Origin of the sequence: Cytobacillus oceanisediminis (genome assembly GCF_004366035.1) — a bacterium.
GTDB classification, from domain to species: Bacteria; Bacillota; Bacilli; order Bacillales; family Cytobacillaceae; genus Cytobacillus; species Cytobacillus oceanisediminis_C.
The window spans coordinates 135,102-151,314 of the sequence record NZ_SOEE01000004.1; the positions used below are offsets into that span (position 1 = coordinate 135,102).

Annotated in this window: 21 protein-coding genes; 15 read left to right on the top strand and 6 right to left on the bottom strand. The window is 39.6% G+C overall.

Features of this window, described 5'->3' with window-relative positions; all coding sequences use genetic code 11:
* Positions 1 to 234: 234 nt before the first annotated feature.
* Entirely contained in the window at positions 235 to 1,332 is a 1,098-nt protein-coding gene (locus DFO72_RS11490; protein WP_113881828.1) for a CAP domain-containing protein, read from the top strand.
* A 59-nt stretch (positions 1,333 to 1,391) separates the two neighbouring features.
* Here DFO72_RS11490 and DFO72_RS30680 read toward each other — a convergent pair whose 3' ends face one another.
* From DFO72_RS30680 to DFO72_RS11505, 3 genes are all read right to left on the bottom strand, one after another.
* Positions 1,392 to 1,688, bottom strand: coding sequence for an IS3 family transposase (locus DFO72_RS30680; protein ID WP_113881829.1), 297 nt, complete (start codon positions 1,686 to 1,688; stop codon positions 1,392 to 1,394).
* Positions 1,689 to 2,307: 619 nt separating this feature from the next.
* Positions 2,308 to 2,706, bottom strand: a complete 399-nt coding sequence (locus DFO72_RS11500) for a hypothetical protein (protein ID WP_113881830.1) — start codon at positions 2,704 to 2,706, stop codon at positions 2,308 to 2,310.
* A 14-nt stretch (positions 2,707 to 2,720) separates the two neighbouring features.
* Positions 2,721 to 3,218, bottom strand: a complete 498-nt coding sequence (locus DFO72_RS11505) for a PaaI family thioesterase (protein WP_113881831.1) — start codon at positions 3,216 to 3,218, stop codon at positions 2,721 to 2,723.
* 162 nt (positions 3,219 to 3,380) lie between these two features.
* Here DFO72_RS11505 and DFO72_RS11510 point away from each other — a divergent pair, with 162 nt between their 5' ends.
* From DFO72_RS11510 to DFO72_RS11530, 5 genes are all read left to right on the top strand, one after another.
* Positions 3,381 to 3,788 carry a YlbD family protein gene (locus DFO72_RS11510; protein ID WP_113881832.1) on the top strand — a complete coding sequence of 136 codons (408 nt, stop codon included), beginning with the start codon at positions 3,381 to 3,383 and terminating at the stop codon, positions 3,786 to 3,788.
* 12 nt (positions 3,789 to 3,800) lie between these two features.
* On the top strand, positions 3,801 to 4,043 hold the full coding sequence (locus DFO72_RS11515) for a YlbE-like family protein (RefSeq protein WP_009330929.1): 243 nt from the start codon (positions 3,801 to 3,803) through the stop codon (positions 4,041 to 4,043).
* 180 nt (positions 4,044 to 4,223) lie between these two features.
* On the top strand, positions 4,224 to 4,652 hold the full coding sequence (locus DFO72_RS11520) for a hypothetical protein (RefSeq protein WP_113881833.1): 429 nt from the start codon (positions 4,224 to 4,226) through the stop codon (positions 4,650 to 4,652).
* 59 nt (positions 4,653 to 4,711) lie between these two features.
* Positions 4,712 to 5,152, top strand: a complete 441-nt coding sequence (locus DFO72_RS11525; protein WP_113881834.1) for a YlbF family regulator — start codon at positions 4,712 to 4,714, stop codon at positions 5,150 to 5,152.
* Positions 5,153 to 5,275: 123 nt separating this feature from the next.
* Positions 5,276 to 5,551, top strand: a complete 276-nt coding sequence (locus tag DFO72_RS11530; protein WP_113881835.1) for a YlbG family protein — start codon at positions 5,276 to 5,278, stop codon at positions 5,549 to 5,551.
* Between the two features lie 40 nt (positions 5,552 to 5,591).
* On the opposite strand, the gene DFO72_RS11535 is transcribed toward DFO72_RS11530, so the two are convergent.
* A complete protein-coding gene (locus tag DFO72_RS11535; protein ID WP_113881836.1) occupies positions 5,592 to 5,981 on the bottom strand; it encodes a DUF7147 family protein in 390 nt (129 codons plus the stop codon).
* Positions 5,982 to 6,111: 130 nt separating this feature from the next.
* Between DFO72_RS11535 and DFO72_RS11540 the strand changes: the two genes are divergently transcribed.
* The 4 genes from DFO72_RS11540 (at position 6,112) to coaD (ending at position 9,452) form a co-directional block, all read left to right on the top strand.
* Complete coding sequence (locus DFO72_RS11540) at positions 6,112 to 6,426, top strand: hypothetical protein (RefSeq protein WP_243856135.1); 315 nt, start codon at positions 6,112 to 6,114, stop codon at positions 6,424 to 6,426.
* 178 nt (positions 6,427 to 6,604) lie between these two features.
* Positions 6,605 to 8,017 carry a stalk domain-containing protein gene (locus DFO72_RS11545; protein WP_113881837.1) on the top strand — a complete coding sequence of 471 codons (1,413 nt, stop codon included), beginning with the start codon at positions 6,605 to 6,607 and terminating at the stop codon, positions 8,015 to 8,017.
* Positions 8,018 to 8,357: 340 nt separating this feature from the next.
* Entirely contained in the window at positions 8,358 to 8,912 is a 555-nt protein-coding gene (rsmD, locus tag DFO72_RS11550) for a 16S rRNA (guanine(966)-N(2))-methyltransferase RsmD (RefSeq protein ID WP_113881838.1), read from the top strand.
* Between the two features lie 60 nt (positions 8,913 to 8,972).
* The gene (gene coaD, locus DFO72_RS11555) at positions 8,973 to 9,452 is read left to right on the top strand and encodes a pantetheine-phosphate adenylyltransferase (RefSeq protein ID WP_113881839.1); all 480 of its coding nucleotides are present in this window, start codon (positions 8,973 to 8,975) and stop codon (positions 9,450 to 9,452) included.
* 83 nt (positions 9,453 to 9,535) lie between these two features.
* Here coaD and ylbJ read toward each other — a convergent pair whose 3' ends face one another.
* A complete protein-coding gene (ylbJ, locus tag DFO72_RS11560) occupies positions 9,536 to 10,753 on the bottom strand; it encodes a sporulation integral membrane protein YlbJ (RefSeq protein WP_113881840.1) in 1,218 nt (405 codons plus the stop codon).
* Between the two features lie 336 nt (positions 10,754 to 11,089).
* On the opposite strand from ylbJ, the gene DFO72_RS11565 reads away from it, so the two are divergent.
* Both DFO72_RS11565 and DFO72_RS11570 read left to right on the top strand, forming a co-directional pair.
* Complete coding sequence (locus tag DFO72_RS11565; protein ID WP_113881841.1) at positions 11,090 to 11,881, top strand: patatin-like phospholipase family protein; 792 nt, start codon at positions 11,090 to 11,092, stop codon at positions 11,879 to 11,881.
* Positions 11,878 to 12,888 (top strand): SepM family pheromone-processing serine protease, encoded by a 1,011-nt coding sequence (locus DFO72_RS11570; protein WP_113881842.1) that lies wholly within the window; start codon positions 11,878 to 11,880, stop codon positions 12,886 to 12,888. Before DFO72_RS11565 ends, DFO72_RS11570 begins: the two co-directional genes overlap by 4 nt.
* Before the next feature lie 123 nt (positions 12,889 to 13,011).
* On the opposite strand, the gene DFO72_RS11575 is transcribed toward DFO72_RS11570, so the two are convergent.
* Positions 13,012 to 14,226: a nucleotidyltransferase gene (locus DFO72_RS11575; protein ID WP_113881843.1), complete on the bottom strand. Its 1,215-nt coding sequence runs from the start codon at positions 14,224 to 14,226 to the stop codon at positions 13,012 to 13,014.
* A gap of 202 nt (positions 14,227 to 14,428) precedes the next feature.
* Here DFO72_RS11575 and DFO72_RS11580 point away from each other — a divergent pair, with 202 nt between their 5' ends.
* The 3 genes from DFO72_RS11580 (at position 14,429) to DFO72_RS11590 (ending at position 16,144) form a co-directional block, all read left to right on the top strand.
* Entirely contained in the window at positions 14,429 to 14,953 is a 525-nt protein-coding gene (locus DFO72_RS11580) for a YceD family protein (RefSeq protein ID WP_113881844.1), read from the top strand.
* A 118-nt stretch (positions 14,954 to 15,071) separates the two neighbouring features.
* On the top strand, positions 15,072 to 15,245 hold the full coding sequence (gene rpmF, locus DFO72_RS11585; protein WP_009791160.1) for a 50S ribosomal protein L32: 174 nt from the start codon (positions 15,072 to 15,074) through the stop codon (positions 15,243 to 15,245).
* 140 nt (positions 15,246 to 15,385) lie between these two features.
* Positions 15,386 to 16,144, top strand: a complete 759-nt coding sequence (locus tag DFO72_RS11590; protein ID WP_113881845.1) for an enoyl-CoA hydratase/isomerase family protein — start codon at positions 15,386 to 15,388, stop codon at positions 16,142 to 16,144.
* Positions 16,145 to 16,213 lie beyond the last annotated feature (69 nt).

Genomic DNA, 16,213 nt, shown 5'->3' on the forward strand with positions numbered 1-16,213 from the left:
GTTCTTTTTTATTATCTGAAGTTCACGGACATTATTTCTAGACCAAACCAGCAATTTAAAGGAGACCCGCTATTTGTATATATAGATTATTTATATGGGGAATTCAGTGAAAAAAATAGATAAACAATACGCCTAATGGTATGATTAATAGTATATATTGCGAGAATTTAGTCCAGATTCCATTATGCAGAACACATTGCATGTTATACTTTTTACATACATTAAATACAATGAATGAGAGAAGGGAGGGACGGTTCTCTGAGGGCACTTTTTCGAATTTTAGTTTTAATTTCTATTTTTCTGGCAGTGGGCTTTTACATAGATATTGGGCGAGATGAGAAAGGTGAAATACTTGTCAATCCGGAAAATACACAGCCTGGTGCAATTAAGGAAATAAAAAACAATGACGATAATTTATCTTCCAATACAGGGTTCCCTGAAAAAGGTTTGGTATCTTTTATAGGTAAATCCGCTTCGGAGCTTGAGAAAAGTTTAGGAGCACCGTCCAGAATAGATCCTTCTTTTTATGGCTACGATTGGTGGATATATAATAAAAGCAGTACTGAGTACATTCAGGCTGGGATAAGCAAAAATAAAGTGGTTAGTTTGTTTGCGACAGGTGAAGATGCAGACATGTATCCTTTCAAAATAGGGCAGCCCATTGGTGAATTATATGCATCCGTTTTTTTTGAAACAGATTTTAACCTTAAAGTAAAAGATAGCTCATATCGTTTCGAATTGTCCGAAGATGACCTCAATTCAAGGCCGCTGGTGATGGTTGGAGAGTATTATGCACAGCTGAATATAGATAGATTTACAGGGACACTCTCCAGTGTGAGAGTAATGGATGCAGCCACCTTAATTAAGCTTCGCCCGTATGAAATGGTTTACCGTGGTGAATTATTGGAGCCCCCCCTGGCTTCTCCTGCCTTTGAGGAAGATGTAGAGAGAGCGAAAGAAAAGCAAATTTTTGACCTTACAAATGTAATAAGGGTCAGACATCATTTACAGCCGTTGAAATGGGATGATATGACTGCAGCTGCAGCTTTTGCCCATAGTAAAGATATGTATGTAAACAATGACTTTTCTCATACTTCTAAAACTTATGGCGATTTGTCGGATCGCCTTGAAGCTGGGGGAATCTCATATGAGGCTGCAGGGGAAAATATAGCAGCAAATTATACGGATGCCCCCGCTGTCGTTGAAGGATGGCTTAACAGCAAAGGCCACCGGGATAGTCTGCTGAACGAAGAGTTTACACATCTTGGAGTTGGAGTTTATAAAAAGCATTATACGCAAAATTTCATAAAAAAAGCTGATGGAGAAACCTGAAATTGAAAAAAAGCCTATGTATGGTCTTACCCCTGTCAAGTAGACAGCCTTAAAAAAGACTAAGCAGCCAGTGTGAGCCGGTATTCAACCGGAGCACACTGGTCTAGTTTTTTCTGGAATCTTTTATAGTTATAGAGGTACATGTATTCTTCAAGTATTTGAATTAATTCTTTCTTCTGTTTTAAACTGTGATCGATATACTTCTCTGTCTTTAGATGAGAGAAGAAAGACTCAATACAGGTATTATCGAGGCAGTTTCCTTTGCGAGAATGGCTGCCTTGAATGCCTATTTTTTTTAACTTTTTGTGGTATTGATTAGACGTGTAATTGAAGCCTTGATCTGAATGCAGGATCACACCATACTCGTTTCATTTTTGTGTTAATAGACCGATTGTATTAAGGACCAATTCTAAGTCATTACTCTTTGAATTATTCCAGGCTAAAACCTCATTGCAGTAAAAATCGTGTATAACGGAAAGTTAATATAAAGAATCTCCAACTTGAATATACCTTCTGTCACGTATTTCTCATATGGTTCCAGAGCCTTAAAGTTACGGTTTAATAAGTTTGAATAAATAACGGAAGGCTTCCTTCCGAAAAAGAAGTTTCGCTTCTTCCTAATTTTCAGCTCGAATATTCATATCAGTCATTAATTGATATACCTTTCTTATGATTTATATCAAATCCTTCGTCTTTAAGGGCTATTTTTATGCGAGGGTAACATAAAAAGGTATGTATGATGAATCGCCATAATATGTGATTTTATTAGTCATTCTTTGATCTGCCTGTCCTCTCTAAGAAAGGTCATTTTAAGCCACTTATAGTAACCTGATTTTGAGACTTGCGCAACCTCAACTACCAAGCGATAGGGTAAATACCACTTAGTTCTTTTGATGAGTTCTTCCTGTCTTCCCCATGAAAAATCCCCTCCAAGTTAAGTGTATCACCATTTTTTATGAGGGTCTTTTTACACTGCTACTTAAAGGGGATTTTATCAGTATTAGGCTCTATTTCAGTTTTTGCAATTTGAATACGGCCAACGTGAAAAAAGTCATCCTTCCAATTTCCATATAGATGAACAGAATCGCCGATTTTTACAGAAGGAATTCTGGTATTTTCCATTAAAGGGGTGATTTTTTTTATATTGGAATGCTTGTTGCTCTTTGTTTGGATGGTCAGCTCAAAAACATGAACAAAGCGGCTGTAATTATAGCGCTGCCTGCTCTCGCTGATCTGGACGACTTCGCCGGACATTATGGCCTCTTCAGGGACAGTTTTTAAGCTTGCCCACTTCTCATAACCCTCACGCATTTCCTTTTTTGTCAGCCAAAAAAAATAAAGGCAAATAATTGGTATAACGATAGCGGTGACCATCTTCCCACCTGCTTTTAATTATTTACGTTCTTCTTTTCGATGATAAAAAAACTGCCTGTTGCCTGTGCAATTTTTCTTCCATCTGAACGGAGTACATCTGCAGATAATACCATGCTTTTTGTTCCCTTATGGTCAATCGTCGCTCTGCATGTCACGTATTCCCCTTTACCAACTGCAAGGTAATGAATGTTTAGCTGTGTAGTAACAGCCCCAAAGCCTTCTGGAAGAAGTGATGCTGCAAGTGTTCCCATGGCAGAGTCAATAATGGTTGCGGTTATTCCTCCATGGAGAATGCCGAGCGGATTATTTACTATCTGACTTAAAGGGACAGTCAGAATGCATTCATCTTCAGTTATTTGCCGTTCCATATGAAGAAGTCCGCCGATATAGGAGCTGTTTTGACCTGTCTGTCTTTTATGAAAACCTAAAAGCAGGGACTCTAAGGCGCTTAATTCTTCCTCAGTTGCATTCTTGGTGCACTGATCAAATAATTCCATAAGTTCTCTGTTCATTCTAATTCACCTTTCGATAACTTTCTGCATTCATATATTAACATTAATGGCAGAATTTTTGAATTTATTTTAATGACTGAATAGAGCAGGCATTTCATTCACCTTTTCCATTCCTATTCATATGGTATTATAGGCATTTGCATCAGAACGAGGTGATAGGGCATGACTAAAACGAAACTTCATCCCTCAGTCGAAAAGTTTAAAGAGTTTGTAAAACAGAATCCGCAAATCATCAAGGAAGTCAGGGCTGGAAATACAACTTGGCAGGAATTATATGAGGATTGGTATTTGCTTGGGGAAGAAGATTCAAGGTGGGATTCCTTTAAAGAAAACAAAGAAGAAGCACAAAAGCCAGAAGAGAAAAAAAGTGACTGGGTGGGCAGTATCATGGGTACTCTTAAGCAAATGGATGCGAATCAAATGCAGGGGTACATCAGTAATCTCAGCCAGGCGCTTTCAGCAGTGCAGGGGGTTATTTCCCAATTCCAGGGAGGCGGCCAGAAACCATCAGGAGGCTCAAAATCAAGTGTATCTAAACCAAGCAGCCCTTTTACATTTAAAAAGGATTAAGGGGTTAAACAGATGAGAAAAGATATTGTCGAGTATCTAGAACAAAAAAAGGAACTAAAGCAATTTATCCGTGAGCAGCCTCATTGGTATAGAACACTGAGCAGAAATCCAAATGAAATTCAATCTCTTGAAGTGGCCGCACTGCATTATTACAAAAAAACGATTCCCCACCAAGTTGAAAAGTTTACTAATGGAGTGCAAATGGCTTCCATGATGATGAGTATGTTTCAGGCTATGAATTCTCAATCCAGTTAGGAAGCTTTCTCGTACCCGAGAGAGCTTTTTATTTGTTCTGTCTTGCTCCAAGGGCCTGTCATGTGGTCAGTGATGGGCATGGCGCTGTCACTTTAAGAATTACAGAGTAAAAATAAGCTGCTGGGCAAACACTATCTTTATCAGATGGTTACGGATGACATCATTAAGGAGTGTAAAATAATGAAAAGGCAAAAATGCATTTTTTTATTGCTGATTACTTTTGTACTTGCGGCATGCCAGAAAGATATACCAGAACCAGAAACAAAAATGGAAGCCAGTTCGGTAAAAGAAGTTGAAGCAGCATCGCTTATGGCTCCTTCAGGTGTGGAAAGCGCAGCCAAAGATCCTTTTTTTGTCAGACACCAGGTGAAAGGAAGAGACATTTTCGTTGAATGCATTGTGCAGGATGTTTCCTTTAGGAAACAAAGCAGTAAAGAAAAGGGAAAAATTCTGCTGTATGTAAACGGAAAGAAAAAGGATGAAATCCATTCAGCTGCTTTTATAGTCAAAGGACTTCCATCAGGCAAACATCGAATTGGATTGGAGCTCATAAAAGGCAACAGTGCTGAAGCATCCTCAAAAAGAGAGTTTATTGTGGTGATCCCCTAGTTTACTTGCTTTAGCTTTAAACCGTTTCATGATAAAATAAGAAACGGAGGTGAGCTGTTTTGCTTGCTACATTAGAAAGAATGGCTATTTTGGACAAAGCTGACGAACTTGCAGCTATGATTACAGAATCTGAAGAAGCGGAACATTACCGCAAAAGTTTATATAAATTAAAGAACAGCCGTGAAACACAAAGGAAGATACAGGATTTTGTCAAAATGAAAGAACTGTATGAAGAAGTTCAGCGATTTGGCAAGTATCATCCCGAATACAAAAGGGTTATGATGTCTATTAGGGAGCTAAAGCGCGACATGGATATGGATGCCCATGTGGCAGAATTCAGAAGAGCCGAAACGGGCCTGCAAAATCTGCTGGATGAGATAAGCATGCTGATAGGGCGTTCTGTTTCTGAACATATTAAAGTTCCAGCAGGCAATCCCTTCTTTGAATCAAGCTGCGGAGGTGGCTGCGGTTCTGGAGGCAGCTGTGGCTGCTCGGCTTAAAAAAACCAGCAAATGCTGGTTTTTTGTTTTGGATTAGTACACAGTTTGAACCTTCCCATTGAAAATTGACATTTTTCTATGCTAGACTAAATAAAACAAACGATCGCTGAAGGGGAAAACTATATGCTTGGTCAAAGGCAAGGAATAATTGTCTGGCTTTATTCATTAAAGCAGGCGAAAATGTTAAGAAGATTTGGAAATGTGCATTTTGTTTCGAAGCGGCTGAAATATGTTGTGCTATATTCTGATCTTGCTGATGCGGAAACAATTATGGAGAAGATAAATTCATATTCTTTTGTTAAAAAAGTGGAGCCATCCTATAAGCCGTTCCTAAAAACCGAATTTGAAAATTCCAAACCGGACAAGGCTAAAGAATATGATTATAAGATGGGAATTTAAAAAGGCGTGAGCAAAAGCTCATGCCTTTTTGTGAAATCTTTTATTGCAGCGGTGCAATATAGTGATTAAGCCTTAAAATCCCAATCAAATACTGAAAATATAATTCCTTTTCATTAAAAATAGCAGAAGGCTTTACTGCCAGCTGAATAATTTCCTTATTAAGTGCTTTTGCAGCATCCGCAAATAAATCATACCGTTTATTTGGTGATGTCTTTGGATTAGGTATCCCTTCCCGGCAAATATATAAAGGCTGAAATCCTCCAGGGTCCGTCGGCTTCAGTATCACTGCCAGGGATGTCACTTCTTTATTATCAATGCTCGTATGGAAAGCAGCCATGTGTGACAATCGATGCTTATTTGCCCGGGCAATTTCAATTAATTCATAAATATCAGAGTATCCTTCACCAATTTCTATAAAACGCTGTATCAAATTAGAAGCCCCCTTAAAAACTCATTGCATTCACTTCTTAAAAATAAAATGCCTTTTGTCCATCCATACTTTATCATTTTCAGCATAAAAATAGAAGTAGCACCTAATAAGCAGAGGGGAGAGTGGATGTATGCTTTACCTTTTTCTTTCGATGACATTTCTTCTGTGGGCATCATATTTGGTAAAGTGGGATATTTCTGCAATTGAAAAAAGGCATATTCATCATATGAATGGTTTTGTTGTGGTCTCCATCATTGCAGCACTCAGTGCAAAGGGGATGCTGACAGCAGCTTATAATATGGATGTCTTTTCTCTGACACTTGGTGAACTTGAAGAATTTACGTCGTCACAAGGTGTATCGTTTGATGATTGGGCAATTACCTGCATGAGCATTGGGCATGTGAGCAGTATTTTAGATCATGGTGTGGACTTTGATTTTGCATAAAATGAATTGACGTATCTGGCGGAGAAGTTTTTATGGTCCTTTTTATCACCTCTGTTCATGAAAAACTTTCCGGGCATAAAATATGAACTTTCATACAAATTATACAAAAAAATTGTGACGGATGACCTTCCCTTTGGTATTGTTAGGTTAAAAGAAAATTGACTAAGAGGGCATAGCAATGTGGAAGGCATCTTTATTTATTTTTATAATTTTGTCTGGAATCATTTCAGGCATGCTGTTGTGGCAGTGGCAGGCTTATTCTGAGCATGCGATTGCCTTGGAGAGTTCCGGGGCTATTACACAGGATATCACAGTTGACACACGTCTAAATGAACTTAAAATCACTCAAAAGGTACAGGGACTTATGGCACAGGAAGAATATAGACTTGTTATTCCCGACACTCTGTTCAAATGGAAATGCAGGAATGGAGCAGGAGAAGCCTGTGATTCAGCAGATGAAAATCCTTATACCTTTTTTTCTTCTGATGATCAGATGATATTTGAGTATGCTATACCAATAAATGAAGGAAATAAAGCATTTTTGTTAACTGATTGGTTTGTGAAAATTCCCGGCAAAAATGCTGAAAGCTTGTCTATAACTATTTCGGGTTCTTTCAAAAGAGAGGGTTCGTGGGCAGCGGGAATCCGTCTAAAAGCCCGAAAGAAATTAGAACTTATCGATTATTATTATTTCGAGGGCAAAGGGAATGTTCCACCACTTTACTGGCAGCAAAAACCACTGTTAAAGAAAGCTATTAACAATGCAGAAGTATATTCAGAAGACATACAGAAAGCCAGCTCAAATTTCAAAAAACTAAATGACATTGGGAATTTTCCATTCTTGACGATTATCTTTACTGATCAATATCCTGAATATAAGAATGAAAATATCCTTATTGCATCTCCTCACACGGAGGCCAGAATGCTGGAAAAAGATCTTATTACTATGCTGTTTCAAAGAAAGTTTGCAGACAGCTCTCAAATGTGGATAATCGATGTTTTAACATCCGGCTTATTAGATATGAAACCCAGTTCAAAAAAGGGAAGCATATTACTGCAGGAGCTGCAGGGCGAGTTAACCGAAGATGAGCTGAAAGCCTTCTTTATGATAGTAAACAAGGTGAATTCTCTGACCCCAGAAAAGCTGGACAAGCTCTTAAGTGATGTGAAAGGTCTTAACACACAGTTTTTCACAATGAATACAAAAAGCGATGCTCCGTTTGTTCCAATGTATTTCGAGAAAGAAAAAAAACTATTGGTATCGGGTGCTGAGAAAGCAAACATTGATTTAATCTATAGGGATGGGAAGAGACTTCTTCCATTTGCAGAGACGATGAAGTCATTAGGATATGAAGTTAAGATTCTAGCCGGTGAGGAAACGATAATTTTGTCAAACGGGAATAACAGTTATCGGTTTTACTTAAATAAAAATGTTTTCATTTATAATGAAGAAGACTACGGGCTGCTTGAAAATCCATTAACCAATCAAAACGGAACCGTATTTATGGAAATCCATTGGTTTAAATCACTGTTCGGAGTGACTGCTGAAGAAAGAGAAGGCGAGGTTCATCTGATGTCCCAGACTAAATGAATCCAAAATAAAAAGCCCTGCAGATAACTGCAGGGTCCTTCTATATCCTTTTCAGGATAGAAGGCAAAGGGAGAGGAGAAACCGGAGGAAGAACTTATGGGGAAACGTAAGTCTTCTCCGCGGTTGGCAACAACATCCTCGAAAAGATGCTGTTAATTACATTATTTCCACAATCCTCACGGATATACACTTCATGCTATATATTTTTTCAGCTGATGATTCCGCTTACAAATTGCCGGGTGGCTACCAATTGTAAGATATGGTAGGATAGGATAGAAAAAAGCAGTTTTCCATCCCAGCAGACAGGAAAATTGACATTTTGCAAGTTAGCGGTGATAGTATGCGAGTGGTATCAGGAACAAGAAAAGGGAAGATATTGAAAGCTGTTCCGGGCAGTTCAACCCGTCCGACTACTGATAAAGTAAAAGAAGCTATTTTTAATATAATTGGGCCGTATTTCGACGGGGGCCTTGGGCTTGATCTATTTGCGGGCAGCGGCGGTCTTGGCATTGAAGCCCTCAGCAGAGGAGCAGACAAGGTAATTTTTGTGGATAGAGACGGAAAGGCCATCCAAACCATTCATGAAAATATTCGGACATGCGGTTTTGAGGAAAAGGTGGAAGTATATCGAAATGATGCGGATCGTGCCCTTAAGGCAATAGTAAAAAGAGATCTGGTTTTCGATTATATATTTCTCGATCCGCCATACCGCAAGCAGCAGCTTCTTAAGCTTCTGAAGTTAATTGATGAGAATGATTTGCTTTCGGGTCAGGGAACGATTCTCTGCGAACATGGGTCTGATGTAGAGCTCCCTGATTCAGTCGGAAGACTGGTTCAGCGGAAACATGAAAATTACGGGATAATTTCTATCTCAATCTACAGCTGGGCTGAATAATACATACTTAGAATGCTTATCGAAAACGATACATATTAAGAACATGACAGGGGGATATCAATGGGAGGCATTGCGGTTTGTCCAGGCAGCTTCGATCCAATAACTTATGGCCATCTGGATATTATTAAGAGGGCGGCAAAGGTATTTGAACAGGTTTATGTAGTTGTATTGAATAACTCTTCAAAAAAACCTCTTTTTACTGTTGAAGAAAGAATTCAACTGATAGAAGAAGTCACAAAGGATCTTAAAAATGTTAAAGTAGATTCGTTTCAGGGGCTTCTGATGGATTATGCAAAATCAGTAAATGCGAATGCTGTCATTCGGGGCTTGCGGGCTGTTTCTGATTTTGAATATGAAATGCAGATAACATCCATGAACAGAGTCTTGAATGATGAAGTGGAAACCTTTTTTATCATGACTAATAATCAGTATTCGTTCTTAAGTTCAAGCATTGTGAAAGAAGTGGCAAAATATAACGGGGACATATCAGAACTCGTTCCTGACACTGTAGAAAAGGCTCTTAAGAATAAGTTTAGCTAAACAACAAATCGGGGTTTCTTTTCCCCTGATTGTACTGGAATATAATAAAACGGGTGCCCGATTGATAGGTACCCGTTTTTTTGTTATCTCTTATCCAAGCGCCTTGCGAGCATAAAGGTATAAACACAAAGTGCAAGTATGGTTATAAGAGGTCCTGAAGCGGCTATTCCATCAAATAATTTGCCGAAAAATGAATATTTCTCAAAAAATCCGACCGGAATGGCATTGGACGGCTGTTCTGTATTGTAAAACCGTTCATAAATAGGATGCCAAAGGATGTATGCATAAAAGGCAGCTGCAAAGCCATGAAGGATTCTTGCGAAAAAGAATGGCTTGAAATTAATATCAGTTTGGGCCAGGATGCTTGCTACCTGAGCCTGCACGCTGAATCCGCTGAATGCGAGTATGAAGCTGACAATAATGACCTGCTGGACTAATGTTGCCTGCTGAACCTGGCTTGTCATCTGGCTGCCAAGTGTTATTTCAAATAAGCCTGAAATGAATGGGATGCTCAATTCGGTTGGCAGACTAAATATTGACAGTATTGCCTCTAAGCCTTTAGCAAGGAATGCCGTGATTCCCAGATGAAATAAAAGTTTGTTAATAACGGAGAATAATATGATAAATCCGCCAATCATCAAAAGTGTTTGGATGGATGACATGACTGCATCCCCAAGAAGCTTGCCTATCGGGCGATTATCTTTTATTCTTGTCCGATGTAGGGCTGATAAGGCTGCCCGTAACGATGGTTTTGACGTCTCTGCACCAGGTGGAGGCTGCCTGGTTTTTTTTCCGTAGAACCTCATTATTAAACCGACAGTAATATTGCCGAGATAATGAGCCAGTGCCAATATAACACCAAGCTTGGCGTTATTAAAAAAACCAACAGATACTGCGCCAAAGATAAACAAAGGATTTGAACAATTAGTGAAAGAAACCAGGCGCTCTGCTTCTGTTTTTGATAGCTGTCCTTCCTGCCGCAGTCTTGCGGTCAGTTTGGCGCCGGCTGGATAGCCTGAAGCCATCCCCATTGCCCATACAAATCCTCCGACTCCAGGTACTCTGAATAAAGGCCTCATTAAAGGTTCAAGGAGTACCCCGATGAACTTTACTACACCGAAGCCGATCAGCATTTCCGATACAATGAAGAAAGGCAGCAATGAGGGAAACACAATTTCCCACCACATATTTAATCCCCTGATTGATGCATCAACCGATTCCTGGGGAAAGGAAATTAATGAGATGGCCATTAAGGTTACAGAGAGTGCGAGAGTAACCGTTTTTAATTTGGAACGAAACACGGACAAGCCTCCCTCAAGTTGTACTGACTGTGCAATGAATTTAAACAATGGTAAAATAAAGAAGCATTTGTATATATATTTTCACTGACCTTATTCATTTATTGTCAATTTTATGGACAGAACAAAGGTATACAAGGATCAAACTTTTGCTGTCAAGTCTTGTCCCCATATAACTCAATATACTCATAGAACTTTAAAATAGACCATAGAATTAGGTACAGGCATATTGAATTTTCGCTGAAGATTTTTATTGTATGCTCCTTTTGGAAATAAAAAGAATAGAATAACTTGAAGGCAAAGTTCTAATGGGCCATTGGCGTTTGAGGGGGGAGTCTTTTGCAGCGACCGAAAATAGGATTGGCACTTGGTTCGGGAGGAGCTCGCGGATTCGCTCACCTGGGTGCCATCAAGGTCTTGAAGGAGGCCGGCATACCGATTGATTATATTGCCGGCAGCAGCATGGGTGCCATGGTAGGCTGCTTTTATGGGGCCGGGCTTGATGTTGATCGTTTATATAAACTTTCCAAAGCATTTAAAAGGAAGTATTATTTAGATTTCACTGTGCCTAAAATGGGTTTTGTTTCAGGGAAACGAGTAAAGGAACTGATCCGCATATTTACCCATGGAAAAAACCTTGAGGACCTCGATATTCCTGTAAATGTTGTGGCTACTGATTTAATGACTGGAGAAAAGGTTGTTTTTAAAAGCGGCCCCATTTCTGATGCTGTAAGGGCAAGCATTTCCATCCCAGGTATATTTGTGCCTGAAAAATTAAATGGGCGCCTTTTAGTGGACGGAGGAGTAGTGGACAGGGTTCCTGTGTCTGTTGTTAAAGAAATGGGGGCTGATATTATCATCGCCATCGATGTCTCACATGTCAAAACGAATGCGGAAATCACTTCAATCTATGACGTTATTATGCAAAGTCTGGATATCATGCAAATGGAGCTGGTTACTCACCGGGAAATAGCTTCCGATTTTATGATCAGGCCCCGGGTGGAAATGTATAGCTCCCGTGCATTTACCAATATAGAAGAAATCATCAAAATCGGCGAAGAGGAAGCAAAAAAGCATATTGACAGTATTCATCATTACATAACTAAATGGAAGGAGCATCCTGATAGATGAGAAGCAAGTTTTATACCCGTTCCTTCTTGGTCTTGGCAGTTATTCTTCTGGCTAGTTCGTTTTATTATCTGCCTTATTATGTATCAAAGCCAGGTATGGCTAAAGAACTGGAACCAATTATTGAAGTCGAAAACGGCAATGACGAACAAGGCAGCTTTATGCTGACGACTGTAAGAATGGGCCGGGCTAACATATATGCATATGCTGCTGCTAAATTCAGCAAGTATCAGGAACTATACCCTGTAGAAGAAATACGATCCGAAAATGAAACAGAAGAAGAATATAATGTACGGCAGCTGCATCTGATGGCAACTTCCAAATTGGCTGCTATTGAAACTGCCTATAAAAAAGCTGGCATACCTATTCATTATCATTATAATGGCGTATATGTCCTTAATGTGCTGCCTGATATGCCTGCTCATGGCAAACTGCAGGCTGGTGACCGCATTTTTAAAGTGGATGGCAAGGAGTTCAAATCCTCTGATGAATTTATCAGCTTGGTCTCCAATAAACAGGAGGGCAGTGAAATAACATTAACCTTTGAACGCCAGGATAAGACTAAGGAAACTTCGATTCCTTTAAAGACACTTAAAGAAACAGGAAAGCCGGGCGTGGGAATCACCCTGGTTGATGACAAAGAAATAGAGGTCGAACCAGCTGTGAATATTAACAGTGAAGAAATTGGCGGCCCTTCCGCCGGGCTGATGTTTTCACTTGAAATTTACAATCAGCTTATAAAAGAAGATTTGACTGGAGGCTATAAAATAGCTGGAACCGGAACAATTAATTCGGAAGGGACAGTTGGAAGAATAGGCGGCATCGAGCAAAAAATAGTGGCCGCTGACAAAGCCGGAGCAGAAATCTTTCTCGCCCCTAATGAAAAAGGAGCAGAAGACTCCAATTACAAAGCCGCTGTTGCAACAGCCAGGGATATCAAGACTGATATGAAAATCGTTCCTGTGGATACCTTTGATGATGCGGTTGAATTTTTAAGAAGCCTGGATTAAAAGGAGCTTGAACCAATCAAAGAAAAGCCAGCGGCAATCAATAAATGCCGCTGGCTTTTCTTTATTATCTGCATTATCTGCTGGTGAACTGCAGTTATCAGTTCATAAAATTAAGAAACTGATTTAATCAACCATAATAGGAGGCTGATTAAATTCCTTTTGCATTAGAGTTCGGTCCCGGGCACCATCTATACCCATTGCATATACCCGGGAAGCTTTAATATCCAGCTGCAGCTGATGTGCAGCATGTGAAGAAATTCTTGAAATCAGCGGCAGTTTTAAATCGGATTTATGGCTGTTTAAATACTTCCTGCCGTTCTTGGACATCCCCAGAAGATGAAGATATTCCGCTTTTAATGGTTTGTTGGGCATCTCTGTTTTTTCTGTATTCGTAAGGATATGCACACAAGCCCGCTGAAGTCTTGTCCAGGTGTACCTCTTAGTTTTAATCTTCTCCATAAACTGCTGAAAACTTTCTGCCTGGATTGCTGCTGATAAAAATCTATGCTCCAGCCCTTCTTCCATTTCATAAATGTCCCGTAACTTTTCTGGCTGAAGATGAACCAGACGGAATTTTAAGAAGGGCCAATATTGTTCCCATTGGTGAAATCCGCCAAACTCTTTTTTATATTGGAGTAAACCTTGATATGTAGATTCCGGAACATATTGCCGAATGCATTCAATCTCTCCATTCTTGGAAAAAAGTGCTTTTCTGATGCTTGTGGCACTTGCTATGGAATCAGAAGCAAATTGTTCGTCATGGTATCCTGCGCTTTTTCTTTCAACTGTAAAAAGTTCCATGGATGAAAATTGCCTTCGGGCTGACTTTAAATACTGAAAGCCAAGAATATTATTAGGTTTTGAAAGGTCAACCAATTCACCTTCAGGGTTCAGATCGAGGAATGCCATGGATGTTGCCTTGGGATAGCTGAAGCCAGCATCCAAATGCACTCTGACCCTTTCTTGATAGGCAGCATTATGTTCCTCCAGAAAAGATAAAGTTTGGTGAAAGCTTTGCATACTGCCGGATTCGCTTCCGAAGCAAAGGCTGCTGCAGCCGGCTGCTTCCAGAATGGATACAGCTCCGCTTGCAAAAATATCTGCCTGCTGAACTGCAAACTGGTATGGAAGTTCAAATACAATATCTGCACCAGCTCTTAATGCCATTTCAGCACGTTTCCATTTGGAAACTAATGCAGGTTCCCCCCTCTGCAGAAAGTTGCCGCTCATGACAGCAATAATGGTTTCTGCACCTGAGATTTTTTTTGCCTGCTCCAAATGAAAGGCATGGCCGTTATGAAAAGGATTATATTCTACAATTACACCTGTTGCATTCATATTGACATACTCCTCGAAAAGGTTTAAAAAGATATGTAATGGAAAAAGTATTAAGAAACAAAATCTTTAAGTCATGCAAAAACTTTTTTACTGAAGAAGCCTTCAACAGTATGATATTAGCTACATTATAGTGTAAAGAAAAAATATTGACAAATAATTATAGGAAGGCTATAATTACCTTTGTTGCCTTGGGGTGATTCGTATGAAATGGACTTTAAGTCAGTTACAAAAATATCGAAGCAAGGATTTTCCCATTGATGAAACGGTCAATGTTGATGAGGTCATGAAATTGAATCCGGAAATACGCGGTGCATCACCAATGCATGTGAGGGGCCGTGCGGATATCGATTCTGCCAAAGTGACTTTTCATTTAAATATAAAGGGTCATTTAATATTGCCTTGTTCTCGTACTTTAGTTGACGTAAATTATCCAATTAATGTTGAAACAACTGAAACTTTCCTTTTAAAAGGTCTTGATTATGAGACTGAAGAGGAGGTTCACCAGGTAAAAGGGGATGTGATTGATTTAAATCCGATCCTTCATGAGATCCTTTTACTCGAAGTCCCAATGCAAGTTTTCTGCGAAGACAGCAGTGAAGAAGGAGCTCCTCAATCCGGTAAGGATTGGGAGGTCATTCAGGAGCAGGATAAACAGGATAAAGTAGATCCTCGTCTTGCCGGACTTGCTCAATTTTTTGATCAGAATGATCCTTCTTCCGATTCATAACGGAAGAAAAACAAGAAGCACTTGAAGACACCAGCTTGCTCTGGCCTTCATAACTTTCTTAATGGGTGTGTCCAATTCCTATGGACATCCTCTAATACTCTTTAAGGAGGTGGGAAGAATGGCTGTACCTTTTAGAAGAACATCTAAAACTGCGAAGAGAAAACGTCGTACCCATTTTAAATTACAGGTTCCTGGTATGGTAGAATGCCCAAACTGTGGTGAAATGAAACTTGCTCACCGCGTTTGCAAAGCTTGCGGAACTTACAAAGGAAAAGAAGTAGTAAACGACTAATCCTTTAGATATAAAGCACAAGAACTTAGTTCTTGTGCTTTTGTCGTTTTTAGGCAGTGATTTGCCTCATCAATTAGTACAAGTCTATGTATATTTTTGCTAATATTATAAATAGTTTAACCAATTACAAGGAGGCAGCCATGAACCCTTACATAATTGAGGAATTCGAGAATGGACTTTTAGTATTTAAGATTAACAGGCCCGAAAAAAGGAATGCCATAAGCTATGAAGTTATGGATGGCCTGGAGATCGCACTTCAAAAGGCAGGTGAGAAATCAGTTAAGGCACTTGCGATTACAGGTGAGGGAAACCAGGCTTTTTGCTCAGGAGGTGATCTATCTTCCTTTCACAGCTTAAAGACAGAAGATGAGGCTTTTGGAATGCTAAGCAGAATGGCTGGTCTTTTAAAAGAAATACTATTCTTGCCAAAACCAACTATTGCTATATTGAATGGAGCAGCTGTCGGCGGCGGCTGTGAGTTGGCTGCTGCATGTGATTACCGGATTGCCAATGCAGGAATTAAAGCCGGTTTTATCCAGGGAACTTTAGCCATAACAACCGGCTGGGGCGGCGGTTCCATCATTATGGAAAAGATGCTTCCTGCCAATGCCATGAGAATGCTGATGGAGGCAAAATTATATTCTGATGAAGAATTAAAAGAATTAGGTTTCATACATTCTGTCTTTGAAGGGGATCCAATCGAAGGGTGCAAGAGCTTTCTGGAAAGAATGCTCATGCTTGAGAGTGAGGTTTTGGAAGCTTATAAAAGCCTTCTTGTAAAAAAGTGGGCTGCAGCTGGCTTAGAAGAGAGAATTGATCAAGAAGTGCGTCGCTGTTCGGTTTTATGGGAGGGAGAAGCGCACCATAATAAAGTTGACAGTTTCCTGAATAATCCTTAAGCATATCCTTCCGATATTAGCAAAAAACCATTAATTACCTGGGGATGAATAAAGTTACACTTTATAATA

Excerpts from the sequence above, each read along its gene's own strand:
- DFO72_RS11590 (WP_113881845.1), top strand. The coding sequence starts at position 15,386 with ATGAACCCTTACATAATTGAGGAATTCGAGAATGGACTTTTAGTATTT.
- DFO72_RS11510 (WP_113881832.1), top strand. The coding sequence starts at position 3,381 with ATGACTAAAACGAAACTTCATCCCTCAGTCGAAAAGTTTAAAGAGTTT.
- DFO72_RS11540 (WP_243856135.1), top strand. The coding sequence starts at position 6,112 with ATGCTTTACCTTTTTCTTTCGATGACATTTCTTCTGTGGGCATCATAT.
- DFO72_RS11570 (WP_113881842.1), top strand. The coding sequence starts at position 11,878 with ATGAGAAGCAAGTTTTATACCCGTTCCTTCTTGGTCTTGGCAGTTATT.
- DFO72_RS11575 (WP_113881843.1), bottom strand. The coding sequence starts at position 14,226 with ATGAATGCAACAGGTGTAATTGTAGAATATAATCCTTTTCATAACGGC.
- DFO72_RS11580 (WP_113881844.1), top strand. The coding sequence starts at position 14,429 with ATGAAATGGACTTTAAGTCAGTTACAAAAATATCGAAGCAAGGATTTT.
- DFO72_RS11520 (WP_113881833.1), top strand. The coding sequence starts at position 4,224 with ATGAAAAGGCAAAAATGCATTTTTTTATTGCTGATTACTTTTGTACTT.
- rsmD (WP_113881838.1), top strand. The coding sequence starts at position 8,358 with ATGCGAGTGGTATCAGGAACAAGAAAAGGGAAGATATTGAAAGCTGTT.
- DFO72_RS11505 (WP_113881831.1), bottom strand. The coding sequence starts at position 3,218 with ATGAACAGAGAACTTATGGAATTATTTGATCAGTGCACCAAGAATGCA.
- DFO72_RS11515 (WP_009330929.1), top strand. The coding sequence starts at position 3,801 with ATGAGAAAAGATATTGTCGAGTATCTAGAACAAAAAAAGGAACTAAAG.
- DFO72_RS11545 (WP_113881837.1), top strand. The coding sequence starts at position 6,605 with ATGTGGAAGGCATCTTTATTTATTTTTATAATTTTGTCTGGAATCATT.
- coaD (WP_113881839.1), top strand. The coding sequence starts at position 8,973 with ATGGGAGGCATTGCGGTTTGTCCAGGCAGCTTCGATCCAATAACTTAT.
- DFO72_RS11500 (WP_113881830.1), bottom strand. The coding sequence starts at position 2,706 with ATGGTCACCGCTATCGTTATACCAATTATTTGCCTTTATTTTTTTTGG.
- rpmF (WP_009791160.1), top strand. The coding sequence starts at position 15,072 with ATGGCTGTACCTTTTAGAAGAACATCTAAAACTGCGAAGAGAAAACGT.
- DFO72_RS11490 (WP_113881828.1), top strand. The coding sequence starts at position 235 with ATGAGAGAAGGGAGGGACGGTTCTCTGAGGGCACTTTTTCGAATTTTA.
- DFO72_RS11530 (WP_113881835.1), top strand. The coding sequence starts at position 5,276 with ATGCTTGGTCAAAGGCAAGGAATAATTGTCTGGCTTTATTCATTAAAG.